Source organism: Pseudomonas sp. MF06569 (genome assembly GCF_059862735.1).
In genome coordinates this window covers 50,035-62,781 of sequence record NZ_JCBCUZ010000025.1, presented here as the reverse complement: position 1 = coordinate 62,781, position 12,747 = coordinate 50,035, and the positions used below count along the sequence as shown (strand labels likewise).

Below are 12,747 nucleotides of genomic sequence, written 5' to 3'. Positions count from 1 at the left end.
CGATGCACACAGTCGTGTCGTGGGCTGCTACATGCTGTTTTATGCCATTGGCAGCGGGTTCGGCGCACTGGCGTCCACGGCCCTTTACGCGGCATGGGGCTGGACCGGCGTGTGCCTGCTCGGCGCCGGCGTCAGCCTGACGGCCCTCGTTTTCTGGGCCGTCACACTGAGCCAGATGCCGGGCACTGTTCAGCACACGAGAACAGTCACCCGGCACACCGGATAACAACGCCGAACGGCTGTCAGTGGGGAGGCGGTTCCTCACGGACATCCGGGATCGTCAGAATCTTTTTCAACAGTTCTGCGGTTTCCACCCGACTGGTTTTCCTGAACTCGACCGTGATGCTTTCGGTGCCCATGTCAGGCCCCTGCTCGACAACCACCTGCTTGAGACGGCCAGCATCGGCACCGAGAAAGTCCTCAAGGCTCTGGCGATTCAGCACCCCGATCGGCGCTACCAGCTTGATGACATGCACCTTTATGTAATCGCGATACCGGTGCTCAATCGGCCCGATGGTAATCAGGATAAGCAGAATCAGAAGGGTCGCTGCCACCCCCAGCAAATACAGCCCGCCACCGATGGTCATGCCGATGGCCGCGACCGCCCACAGGCTTGCGGCCGTTGTCAGCCCCTTGATCACTTCACCGCGCATCATGATCGAGCCAGCACCGAGAAAGCCGATACCGGTGACGATCTGCGCGGCGATCCGCGAAGGATCGAGTTGCGTGCCCTGCTGGGTCAGAGCCTGTTGAAAACCAAAGGCCGATACGATCATAAATAGACACGCCCCGGTCGCCACCAGCATATGGGTGCGCAAACCTGCGGTCCAAAACTGATGCTCCCGTTGCAAACCAATCATGCTGCCCAACACCGAGGCCAACAGCAGACGCGCGATCATTTCCCATTCTGAAATCATTCAAGTCCCTCAAGCCAGAGCTTCTGCCTGCGCAGTCAAGCCAACAGCATAGCCAAGGTTCAGCCGTGTGCAGCGCCGCCATGCATCAACGCTATTTGACCAGGCGCACTTCCCTGGATGGCCGGTAGCCGAAATAGGCGCTGTAACACTTGCTGAAATGGCTGGGCGACACGAACCCGCAGGCCACCAGCACATCCACCTGTGACAACTCAGTGTGTTGCAGCAGGCGACGGGCTTCGGTGATGCGCAGCTCGAGGTAATAGCGCTGCGGCGTGGTGCCCAACTGCTCCTTGAACAGGCGCTCCAGCTGGCGACGGGAACGACCGACATAGACCGCCAGTTGTTCCAGCTCCAGGGGTTCCTCAAGGTTGGCGTCCATCAGCATGACCACTTCACGCAGTGGGGCGCTCACGCAGATGTTCTGCGCAGGCTTGATCCGCCGATAGCGGGACTCTTCGAACGCCAGGATATCCTCGATCCCCTCCACCAGCGCCTTGTCATGCAAGCCCTTGATCCAGCCCAGCGCCATCTGGAACGCACCCGCAGGGCTGGAGGCCGTCAGGCGGTCACGGTCAATGACGTACGGCTCGCTGGTGACCTGGGCTGCCTTGGCCACTTCGGCCAGTGCGGGCCGGTGTTCGGGGTGGATAGCGCAACGGTAACCGTCCAGCAGCCCGGCACTGGCCAGAAACCAGGCACCGTTCCATAACCCGCCAAGACTAATGCCCGCGCTGGAAGCGGCCCTGAGCAGGCTGACCAGTTCGTCGCTGATGTGGAGTTCGGTTCTGTAGCCACCGCAAATGACCAGCAGGTCCAGTTCATCGATCATCCCCGGATCAATGCGCGCATCGGGGCGGATCACCAGGCCCAGATCGCTGATGACCTCACCGTCGCTCAAGCCATAGGTGCGCGATGTAAACAAACCGGCTCGCAGCAGGTTGGCGGTGATGAGGGTGTCCAGCGCCTGGGTAAACGCGGGCAGTGAAAAATGCTCAAGCAGCACAAAACCCGTGCGGACCACCGGGCCAGCCTCGGCGGGGCTGTCGTTGAGATAGCGAAGGTTCTTGCCCTTCATGCCAGTGCTGAATTGACGTCGCTCGATCAAGGTTCGATCCATTTCTTATGCCGTGATAATGCCCAATGCTACCCCCCGGCAGGCTAAAAAGCTCCTCCTGCCATGGGGCACAGCTGCCGTACTTGTGCACAAAACCTGTAGTCGCTGCCGCAGGCTGCGATAAGGTCCGAAGGACCTTCGGCTTTTGCACAGCGCGAGCCCTTCGGGCCCGATCGCAGCCTGCGGCAGCGACTACATCTCTCGTGCCCCCACGCGCCAACAGCGGCTTATGGTGTAGAGGAACAACTAAACTGCTACAAATCATGTAGGCAACTCACACGGAACTTGTAGTCCTTTACGTAGGCTGCGATAAGCTCCGCCAGTGGTTCAATCAACAGCAATCAGGAATTATCAATATGTACGGGGTTTTTGCATGAAGTGGCTCAAGGGCATCATTCTGGGCGCGATCCTGCTTGCAGTCGGCGCTGTAGCGCTGGGGCTGTTTTACTTTCTGCCTCAACACGATGTGGTGATGGTCACCGGGGTTGAAGTCAAACGGGTCGATCACAATGGCGTCATCAACGCTGAAAATCCGGCTGACGGCCCGACCCGCGATGTGTACTTCATCAACACCGAAGACCCGGTGACCAAGGAAGTCATGGTTTATCGCAACGAGGATACCGGCTGGTCCTTCCCCTGGTATTTCAAGTTCGACTCCGCTGACATCCAGGCCAAGGCCCAGGGATACTCCCGCGATGCCGAGCAGCTGGCACTGATTCGATATTACGGATGGCGCATCAAGATCTTCTCGGTGTTCCCGAACATCACCGCGATCGAAGCCACCAAAACCCGCGATGAACCCTTCCCCTGGTTCAACACGGTGTTCTTCAGCGTAATGGCACTGGTGGTGCTGTTTATTGCCGTGTTTGTAAAACGCCGCGTCAAACGCCGCCCGCAAATGCCGGTGAGCTGATCAATGCGCCCCTGCCGGGGCGCATTTCCTTTCCATCGTGCGCGGCCCTAGGCCTGACGCTGCGCCCTGTGCTCGTCATCTCCGTCGGCATCCCGCTCGTGATCGAGCACGGCCTGGGCCAGGTCTTCAGTGACGCGCATCTCCACGCCCACCGCCGACATCTGTGCCGCTGCAGTGAACGGTGCGGCCGTGACAGGCTCCGAACGCTTGCCGCGCCGCCACATAAACAACAGCACCAGGCACACATTGAGCGCAGCCAGCGCCCAGAACAGCCCGCCTTCACCCACTTTGGTCATCAACGGTGAAATCACCAGCGGGCTGACGGCAGAACCCAGGGAGTTGATCAGCAACAAACCCTGGATCATGCGCACGATCGCCCCCGACGATGCCCGATCCGCCGCGTGACTGACTGCCACCGGGTAAATCGCGAAAATACCGCCCCCCAGCAGGAAAAACGCCACGACCAGCAAGGGCGACCCAGGCGGCAGGAACAGGATGATCAGCGACAACACCGCGCAGGCAGCCCCCAGCACGATCAGCACCAGATGCCTGTCCTGATGATCCGACCAGCGCCCGACCGGGTACTGCAACAACATGGCACCGAGGATGACACTGGCCATCATGTGTCCGACTTCAGTCACGTCCATGCCGATGCGTTGCAGGTACAGCGGCAGCAGTGCATACACCGCCGCAATGGCAATGCCCGAACCAAAGCAGCCGATGACCCCGGTCGGCGTTGTGCGCAGTAACTGCAGCGGCATCAGCGGTTCGGCGCGTTCCACGATGGGCGTTGCACGGGGAATCATGACAATGGGCAACAGGGACAGCGAGGCCAGGATGGCCGCAATCATGAAGGGAATGGTGTCACCGGTTTGCGCGATGGCACCCAGGTTGACTTGCCCCAGCAGGCCTGCGCCGTAGAGGGCAATCATGTACAGCGCCAGCAGGCGCCCGCGGATCTTGGGGTCGGCCGCCATCAGCAACCAGCTTTCCACCACAAGAAACACGCCGACACTGGCCCAGCCTGTGATCAGCCGCAACACGAACCAGGTCCAGGGATCAGAGCTCATCCCCTGGAACAGAATCATGGTGGCGATCAGGGCGGCGAAGCAGCTGTAGGCGCGGATATGGCCGATCCGCACGATCAACCGGTCATTGAAAATCGAGCCCAGGGTCAGGCCGATGAAATAAGCCGAAGAGACGATGCCGACCATGGTGGCTGACTCGCCCAGGGTATCGAGTCGCAATGTCGTCAGTGACGCAAGCATGCCGTTGCCGATGCTGATGATAAACAGCCCAAGTAAAGGTGCCAGCGCCATCGCCAGCAGTTGCACAGACATAATTAACTCACGACCTCATTGATCAATGGAAAAACCCGCGACAGGCAGGTGCAGCCCGGCACGGGCAAAGACCGGGGCGGGAGGAGAAAACAGGTATGTGTGATTGAGCTTCGTTCGACGCCACAGCCGTGGCTGGCGAGTTACAGGAAAGGTTCAAGGCAGGCTGGGCGCAAACCTTGGCACTGACCGGGCATGCAAAACCAGGGCGCGCATGTTAGCCGCTGAGACGTGCAAGTTGAAGAGACGGCGATCTGATTTTTCAACCCATAGCGCCAAAAAACGCCCTCCCCGGGGAGCAAAATGCCAACGGCGCCGTATCCGGCCACGAAAAGGCGCAGGCGAAGCCACCGCACGGACCTTCACCCGGCTAGAGAACGGCTTCGCTTGACCCGGTACATCTCGCCATCGGCATGGCTGAGCAGCGTATCGGCATCCACCCCGTCTGCCGGATAAAAGGCCACGCCGATACTGCAGGACGGCATATACATCCCGCCAAACTCGGCGCCCAGCGGCTGGGCCATGACCGCGTTGATCTGTGCGACTTTATCGAGCACGACGTCCTGCGAGCCAATATCCGTCAACAGGACCGTGAACTCATCGCCGCCCATCCGTGCCACGGTGTCCGTCTCGCGCACGCAGCTCTCCAGCCGTCGAGCCGCCATGCACAACACACGATCGCCCATGGCATGCCCGTAAATGTCATTGATGCCCTTGAAGTCATTCATGTCCACGAACAGCAGGGCCAGAGTGCTTTTGCGCCGGTTCGCCGCCCGCAGGGCCAGGTCCAGCCGATCATTGAACAGCGAGCGGTTGGTCAGCTTTGTCAGCGGATCATGATGGGCAAGGAAGCGCAATTCATCTTCGGCGTCCCTGAGGGCCGTCACATCCCGCGCAACACCGATGCGCGCGCCCACATCCTCGGACCAAAAGGCAGCCCAGAGGATATGCACGATGCTTCCATCCTTGCGGATGTAGCGGTTGCGAAAATCAACGTGAGCCTGGCCGTTCATGACCCGGGCAATAGAGGCCCGAGTGGTCGTCAGATCCTCAGGATGCATGTAGTCCGTAATAACGGTTCCGGTCAGTTCCTCGGCAAAGTAGCCGAGCAGCGCCTCGCAGGCATTACTGACAAATGCAATCCGGTTGTCCCTGTCGACCACAAAAACCGTGTCCAGCATCAAATGAATCAGCTTGGGGTAGAGAGCGTCCAGGTCAACGGGCATAGGGTGGTGCGTCCGGTAAATAGCGCATTTTGATCATAGAGTGATGGCAATGTAATGGCAAAACATTCCCTTTTCCTGACCCAAGAACTGGACGGGTGGAACGGGCGCCCGCTGTTACCGGGCAAATCAGCGCACCCACTTTACTTGTATACAATCTATTTAAATTCTGGTTACATAAATCCGCGCCTACGACCCCGGCAGTCGCCGGTGCGTACTGCGACGGTTAATAACCATGCAACCTCCACAGCGGCTCGAACCCATCGAGCGTCATCCAGACATGTCATTCAACACGCACACCGATGCTTGCTTGAGCCATCACGGAAGAGGAAAACCCATGCCCAAAACTTTACTGGTCAAAAACGCAGATCTTTTGGTGACAATGGATGGTGAACGTCGGGAGATCAGGCGCGGTGGCCTGTTCATCGAAGGCAACCTGATCAGGCAGGTCGGTCCAGCCGACACCCTGCCCCAACACGCCGACGTGATTCTGGACATGGCCGGCAAAGTGGTGATCCCGGGACTGGTCAATACCCACCACCACATGTACCAGAGCCTGACCCGTGTAGTACCGGCGGCGCAGGACGGCGAATTGTTCAACTGGCTGACAAACTTGTATCCAATCTGGGCGCGACTGACGCCTGAAATGATCGCCGTTTCGACCCAAACCGCGATGGCCGAACTGATTTTGTCCGGCTGCACCACATCCAGTGACCATCTCTACATCTACCCCAACGGCTGCAAGCTCGACGACAGCATCCATGCAGCGGCAGAGATTGGCATGCGCTTTCACGCTGCCCGCGGCAGCATGAGTGTGGGCCAAAGCCTGGGTGGTTTGCCGCCCGACTCGGTGGTGGAAAAAGAAAGCGACATCCTCAAGGACTCCCAGCGCCTGATCGAGGACTACCACGACGCCCGTCATGGCTCGATGCTGCGCATGGTCGTGGCGCCCTGCTCACCTTTTTCAGTGAGCCGCGACCTGATGCGCGAATCAGCCGTTCTTGCGCGCCAGTACGGTGTGTCGCTGCACACGCACCTTGCGGAGAACATCAACGACATCGCCTACAGCCGTGAGAAGTTCGGCATGACCCCCGCCCAATACGTCGAAGACCTGGGCTGGGTCGGCCCCGACGTGTGGCACGCCCACTGTGTACAACTGGACCAGCACGGCATCGAACTGTTCGCCCGCACCGGTACCGGGGTCGCCCACTGCCCGTGCTCGAACATGCGACTGGGTTCGGGGATCGCACCGATCCGCACGATGCGCGACCACGGCGTATCGGTGGGCCTGGGCGTCGACGGTTCGGCCTCCAACGATGGCGCCAGCATGATCGGCGAAGTACGCCAGGCGCTGCTGTTGCAGCGTGTCGGTTTTGGCCCTGACGCGATGTCCGCCCGCGAGGCGCTGGAGATCGCAACACTGGGCGGCGCCAAAGTACTCAACCGCAATGACATTGGTGCCCTGGCCCCCGGCATGGTGGCGGACTTCGTGGCCTTCGACCTTGGCCACCTGGCCTATGCCGGCGCCCTTCACGATCCACTGGCTGCCCTGGTGTTCTGCACCCCGACCCACGTCGACACCAGCGTGATCAATGGTCGTGTGGTGGTAAAGGACGGCCACCTCACCACCGTCGACCTGCCCCGGGTGCTGGAGCGCCACAACCAGTTGGCCCGTCAGTTGGTCTGCGGCGAATGATCCGTTCAAACCGTTGCGCTCTGCACTGAGGGCAACGACGGGCCGCTACTGAGCCCAACACTCGTCGAATGCGACTGAGAACGTGCTGTTAGACGCATCTAAAATAACAAAAGCGAGCTACTCACCATGACTTCTTCCGCTTCATCTCGTCCAGAGGACGAAAACCTCGGTATTGGCGCCAACCTGGCCTACGGACTTCAGCATGTGCTGACCATGTACGGAGGCATCATCGCTGTCCCCCTGATCATCGGTCAGGCTGCCGGCCTTTCTTCAGCCGATGTTGGCCTGCTGATCGCCGCATCGCTGTTCGCAGGAGGCCTGGCCACTTTGCTGCAAACCCTTGGCATTCCCTTCTTCGGCTGTCGCCTGCCGCTGGTTCAGGGGGTGTCCTTCGCCGGTGTCGCAACCATGGTGGCCATTATCGGCAGCGACGGGGCTGGCGGGCTGCCTGTGGTGTTCGGCGCGGTGATTGTGGCGTCGTTGGTGGGCTTGCTGATCACGCCGTTGTTTTCGAGCATCATCAAGTACTTTCCGCCGCTGGTGACGGGTATCGTCATCGTCACCATCGGCCTGACCCTGATGCCTGTCACGGCCCGCTGGGCCATGGGTGGCAACAGTCAGGCCGCAGACTTTGGCAGCACGGCCAACATCGGCCTGGCGGCATTCACGCTGGTGACCGTACTGCTGCTGAGCAAGCTGGGGAGCGCCAGTATTTCTCGCCTGTCGATTCTGCTGGCGATCGTCATCGGCACCCTGGTCGCATGGGCCTTTGGCATGACCGACTTCTCCAATGTGCTGGAAGGCTCGCTGGTTGCACTGCCCGAAGTCCTGCACTACGGCATGCCTGAGTTCAGGCTTGCCGCCATCCTGTCGATGCTGATCGTGATCATCGTGACCATGGTCGAAACCTCCGCGGACATCCTCGCCGTTGGAGAGATCATCGAAACCAAAGTCGACTCGAAACGCCTCGGCAACGGCCTGCGGGCGGACATGATCTCCAGCGCCCTGGCGCCACTGTTTGGCTCCTTCACTCAGAGTGCCTTTGCGCAAAACGTTGGCCTGGTAGCCGTCACCGGCGTGAAAAGCCGCTACGTGGTGGCGACGGCGGGGTTGATCCTGGTGACGCTGGGCCTGCTGCCGGTCATGGGCAGACTGGTGGCGGCCGTACCCACTGCCGTCCTCGGTGGTGCTGGCCTGGTACTGTTCGGCACCGTCGCGGCCAGCGGCATCCGCACCCTGGCCCAGGTGGATTACCGCAACAACATGAACCTGATCATCGTGGCGACATCGATCGGCTTCGGCATGATCCCGATTGCGGCGCCCAACTTCTATCACCACTTCCCGACGTGGTTCGAGACCATTTTCCACTCCGGCATCAGCTCGGCAGCGATCATGGCCATCCTGCTCAACCTGCTGTTCAACCACCTGCGGGCCGGTAACTCCGACCAACAGTCGGTATTCGTCGCCGCCAGCGATCGCATCCTGCACTCACGGGATATCAGCCGGCTCAACGACGGTGACGTGTTCCGCGATGGCAAGCTGTTCGACTGCAACGGCAAGGAAGTGCCGATTGTGGAGACCGACGAGCACCATGAGCACGCCTCGTCACCCCGTAAAAAGCACTTCGAGCAAGAACACTGATCAACCTTGAACCCAGGAAATCGGCATAAAGATTTCCTGTCGCTTTAATACGGGCGTTGCTGAGAAAGGATCAGCACGCCCGTACCGCCCGCCTTCTCAGCAGCCGCTCAGCGCCACCTGCCGACGCTCGCCTTCAAAGAACAATGGCCGCAGGCGCACGCCCACGCTATTGCCGATAAACGCAGCCACGAGCCACACCCAGCCATGCAGGCTGCCCGACGCGATGCCACTGAAATACGCACCGATGTTGCAGCCGTAGGCCAGACGCGAACCATAACCGAGCAACAAGCCGCCGATCACCGCCGCCACCAGCGAGCGGGCCGGGATTTTCAGGCTGGGTGCGAAACGTCCGGCCAGACCTGCCGCCAAGAGCGCACCCAGGACAATGCCCATGTTCATGACGCTGGTGACGTCTTCCCAGACAGGCGCGGCCAGGGCTTTGGCATTGCCCGGCATCTGCCAGAACGCCCAGCTGCCGACATCGACGCCCAACCCGCTCGCGGCCTTGGCGCCCCACAGTGCAAAGGCCGACGTAATACCCCAGGGCCGCCCGGCCAGGGCCAGCGTGGCGTAATTGAGCAACGCCAGGCCGATCGCCCCCCACACCAACGGCCACGGCCCCCGCAAGAAGCGGCGCAGCCCCTGATGTTCGCTGCTAACGCCCTCTTCCAGCGTGCCATGACGGCCCTTTTCCAGGCGCACCGTCACCGCAGCAATGACTGCGAACACGGCCAGACTCAAGAGCAAAGCCGGAACCACGCCAAAGCTCTTGACGATGGAAACGGGTGCAAACGAGGGCAGCGCAAACCACCAATCAACATGGTGAGTGGCAATCAGGGAGCCGCAGATAAAGAACAACAGCGTGACCAGCATTCGCGCATTGCCACCACCGACGGTGAACAGGGTCCCGGACGCACACCCGCCGCCCAGTTGCATGCCGATCCCGAAAATGAATGCGCCGAACACCACCGAAATCCCGACAGGCGCCACCAGACCGACCACCGGCTGGCCAAACAAAGTGCCAGCTCCCAGCGCGGGGAAAAACAGCACCACCACCACAGCGAGCATCACCATTTGCGCACGCAAACCTGCGCCGCGCCGATCATTGATAAACACCCGCCATGCCGAAGTAAATCCGAAGGCCGCGTGATAGAGCGTCAAACCCAGAGCGGCTCCGACGACCAGCAACAGCACCTGGCGCGAGCCGACACTGTTTTGCAGGAACGCAGCGCCAAACAACAAAAGGACAAAAGCCACCAGTGGCGCGACCGGCTTGCGCGCAGGAGACATGGAAAGAGAACGGCTCATGAGAAATCTCGATACCCAGGGAAGTGATGAATTGCGAAGGTGCCGAGTATAAACCTGCGAGGCGGGCAATTGCTGTGTAGCCGCGTGTAGTCGCTGACGAGGAACGAAGGCTGCGATAGGCGTCATGATGTTTTACGACTACTGCGTCGCAGTGGCGCACCAAACCGGACGCAGCCTCGCACGGCTCGTCAGCTGCTACGAATGTCGCAACTCATACCACTGCGTAGCAGTTGACGAGTAGAACGAGGCTACGATCGAGATGGTGCGCCACTGCGACGAAGCGGTCGCAAAACCGGTGCACGCGGTGTGCCTGATAAACCAAGGAAACTGACTTTACGACTGCTTCGCAGCCGGACGCAGCCTCGCACGGCTCGTCAGCGGCTACAGCGTTCGTCACCCATCCCGCGTGTAGTCGCTGACGAGGAACGAAGGCTGCGATCGAGATGGTGCGCCACTGCGACGAAGCGGTCGCAAAACCGGCACGCGCGGTATCCCTGATTAACCGTGGAAGCTGACTTTACGACTGCTGCGCAGCCGATCGCAGCCTCGCACGGCTCGTCAGCGACTACAGATTCTTCACCCATCCCGCGTGTCGATCGAGCGCGAAGCGGCTACACCTACATCCCCAACCAGTTCGGCAACGCCAGTGAAACAAACGGCACATACGTCACCAGCACCAGGAACGCCAGCATCACCAGCAGCCACGGCGATACCGCTCGCACCACGCGGGTCAGCGGCATGCCCGTCACCGCCGAGGTGACAAACAGGTTAAGCCCGGTCGGCGGTGTGATCAGCCCGATTTCCATGTTCACCACCATGATGATGCCAAGGTGGATCGGATCGATGCCCAGTTGCATCGCAATCGGAAACAGAATCGGCGCAAGGATCAGGATGATCGCGGACGGCTCCATAAAGGTGCCCGCAACCAGCAGCACGACGTTGACCACCAGCAGGAACTCAATCGGCGTAAAACCCTGCTCCACCACCCAGGCCGTGATCGACTGCGGGATCTGCTCGGTAGTCAGTACGTGAGCGAACAGCATGGCGTTGGCGATGATGAACATCAGCACCACACTCAGCTTGCCCGCTTCGATAATCACTTTCGGGCATTGCCGTACGGTCATGTCCTTGTAGATGAAGATGGCCACGAACGCGGCATAGACGGCGGCCACGGCAGCCGCTTCGGTCGGTGTGAACATGCCCGAGTAGATACCGCCCAGAATGATCACGATCAGCATCAGGCCCCAACCGGCCCTTCGGCCCGCGACCATGATTTCCTTGAACGTGGCCCGTGGCAGCGATGGCATGTCTTTCACGCGGGCCATGATGTAGATGGTGATCATCAATACAAGGCCCAGCAACAGCCCCGGCACAACGCCTGCCATGAACAGCTTGCCCACCGATGTCTCGGTCGCGGTGGCGTACACCACCATGACAATCGACGGTGGAATCAGAATGCCCAGGGTGCCCGCGTTGCACACAATACCGGCGGCAAAGTCTTGCTTGTAGCCGGAACGCACCATGCCCGCGATGACGATCGAACCCACCGCAGCCACCGTGGCCGGCGACGAACCGCTCAGGGCGGCAAACAGCATGCAGGCAAGGATCGCTGCGATGGCCAGGCCACCCTTGATGTGACCGACGCAAGCGTTGGCGAAGTCGATCAGGCGACGGGCTACGCCACCGCTGGTCATGAATGCGCCAGACAGCAGAAAGAACGGAATGGCCAGCAGTGTGTAGTGCTCGCTGGTTTCAAACAGTTTGATCGCCAGGGAACGCACCGAGTCGTTGCTGAAGAACAGGATGGTCATGGCCCCGGACAAACCCAGGGAAATCGCCACCGGAATGCCAATGAACATCAGCACGAACAGGGCGAAAAAAAGGAAGGTAATGGTCATTGGTCGGTCCCCTGCTTGTCGTTTTCCGCCAGCTTGACGGCGTCATCCAGCTCACTGTGCAAGCCCAGTCCCTGCTGCTTGCCTTGGGCGATACGGATGAAAATCTGCAGGAAACGAACGAACATCAGGGCAAAACCGATGGGTACGATCATTACGATTTGCCATTGGGCAATGCCGAATCGGTCCAGGTCTTCGGCACTGGTCCCCACTTGATACAACGTGGCAACCCACTGCTCGCTGGAGTAGGCCATCAAGGCGCAGTAACCCAGGCAGATGGCCACGGCGAGCAAGGCCACGCGGCGCTGGTTGGCAGGATTGAACTGGCGCACCAGCAAGTCGACACCTATGTGCGCGCCAATCCGCACGCCCCAGGCCAGGCCGACAAAAATCAGCCAGCCGAACATCGCCTTGGTCAGCGCCACGCTCCAGGTCATCTCCTGGGCGATGTACAAAATACCGTCGCCGATGCTGAGCATGGCTTCGTTGCCAAATGGAAGCGAATCCCCCAGCGAGTAGAAAATGCCGTAGAGGTTGTTGAACACCACATAGGAAAATGTGACCAGGGTCATTCCTGCAAGCAGGAACGCCACCAGCATTTCTTCCGCGTGGTTCCAGACACGAACAACTGCGTGCATGGGTTATCTCCCTTGAAAAAGCGGTCGCAAAGCGACACATGGAACCGATGCAAGCGCGGGCGACC

At 60.1% G+C, this 12,747-nt stretch carries 11 protein-coding genes; 4 read left to right on the top strand and 7 right to left on the bottom strand.

The genetic code is table 11. From position 1 onward, the window contains the following. The first annotated feature begins 31 nt into the window (after positions 1 to 31). The gene (locus tag AC19YQ_RS19770; RefSeq protein ID WP_500595740.1) at positions 32 to 226 is read left to right on the top strand and encodes a hypothetical protein; all 195 of its coding nucleotides are present in this window, start codon (positions 32 to 34) and stop codon (positions 224 to 226) included. Positions 227 to 242: 16 nt separating this feature from the next. Here AC19YQ_RS19770 and AC19YQ_RS19765 read toward each other — a convergent pair whose 3' ends face one another. After that, positions 243 to 917: an MgtC/SapB family protein gene (locus AC19YQ_RS19765; protein WP_133076906.1), complete on the bottom strand. Its 675-nt coding sequence runs from the start codon at positions 915 to 917 to the stop codon at positions 243 to 245. Between the two features lie 91 nt (positions 918 to 1,008). Further along, complete coding sequence (locus AC19YQ_RS19760; RefSeq protein ID WP_500595739.1) at positions 1,009 to 2,034, bottom strand: GlxA family transcriptional regulator; 1,026 nt, start codon at positions 2,032 to 2,034, stop codon at positions 1,009 to 1,011. Between the two features lie 370 nt (positions 2,035 to 2,404). On the opposite strand from AC19YQ_RS19760, the gene AC19YQ_RS19755 reads away from it, so the two are divergent. Then, positions 2,405 to 2,944, top strand: coding sequence for a DUF1523 family protein (locus AC19YQ_RS19755; RefSeq protein ID WP_133076908.1), 540 nt, complete (start codon positions 2,405 to 2,407; stop codon positions 2,942 to 2,944). A gap of 47 nt (positions 2,945 to 2,991) precedes the next feature. Here the strand turns inward: AC19YQ_RS19755 and AC19YQ_RS19750 are convergent, their stop codons facing one another. Next, positions 2,992 to 4,284: an MFS transporter gene (locus AC19YQ_RS19750; protein WP_500595738.1), complete on the bottom strand. Its 1,293-nt coding sequence runs from the start codon at positions 4,282 to 4,284 to the stop codon at positions 2,992 to 2,994. 359 nt (positions 4,285 to 4,643) lie between these two features. After that, positions 4,644 to 5,507 (bottom strand): diguanylate cyclase domain-containing protein, encoded by an 864-nt coding sequence (locus tag AC19YQ_RS19745; protein WP_133076910.1) that lies wholly within the window; start codon positions 5,505 to 5,507, stop codon positions 4,644 to 4,646. A gap of 334 nt (positions 5,508 to 5,841) precedes the next feature. Here AC19YQ_RS19745 and AC19YQ_RS19740 point away from each other — a divergent pair, with 334 nt between their 5' ends. Both AC19YQ_RS19740 and AC19YQ_RS19735 read left to right on the top strand, forming a co-directional pair. Then, the gene (locus AC19YQ_RS19740; RefSeq protein WP_500595737.1) at positions 5,842 to 7,200 is read left to right on the top strand and encodes an 8-oxoguanine deaminase; all 1,359 of its coding nucleotides are present in this window, start codon (positions 5,842 to 5,844) and stop codon (positions 7,198 to 7,200) included. A gap of 126 nt (positions 7,201 to 7,326) precedes the next feature. Next, on the top strand, positions 7,327 to 8,841 hold the full coding sequence (locus AC19YQ_RS19735) for a solute carrier family 23 protein (RefSeq protein WP_133076912.1): 1,515 nt from the start codon (positions 7,327 to 7,329) through the stop codon (positions 8,839 to 8,841). Positions 8,842 to 8,937: 96 nt separating this feature from the next. Here the strand turns inward: AC19YQ_RS19735 and AC19YQ_RS19730 are convergent, their stop codons facing one another. The 3 genes from AC19YQ_RS19730 to AC19YQ_RS19720 form a co-directional block, all read right to left on the bottom strand. After that, entirely contained in the window at positions 8,938 to 10,149 is a 1,212-nt protein-coding gene (locus AC19YQ_RS19730; RefSeq protein ID WP_500595736.1) for a YeeE/YedE family protein, read from the bottom strand. Between the two features lie 617 nt (positions 10,150 to 10,766). Further along, entirely contained in the window at positions 10,767 to 12,047 is a 1,281-nt protein-coding gene (dctM, locus tag AC19YQ_RS19725; RefSeq protein ID WP_500595735.1) for a C4-dicarboxylate TRAP transporter large permease protein DctM, read from the bottom strand. After that, positions 12,044 to 12,682 carry a TRAP transporter small permease subunit gene (locus AC19YQ_RS19720; RefSeq protein WP_133076915.1) on the bottom strand — a complete coding sequence of 213 codons (639 nt, stop codon included), beginning with the start codon at positions 12,680 to 12,682 and terminating at the stop codon, positions 12,044 to 12,046. The genes dctM and AC19YQ_RS19720 overlap by 4 nt, the downstream gene beginning before the upstream one ends. Positions 12,683 to 12,747: the final 65 nt, after the last annotated feature.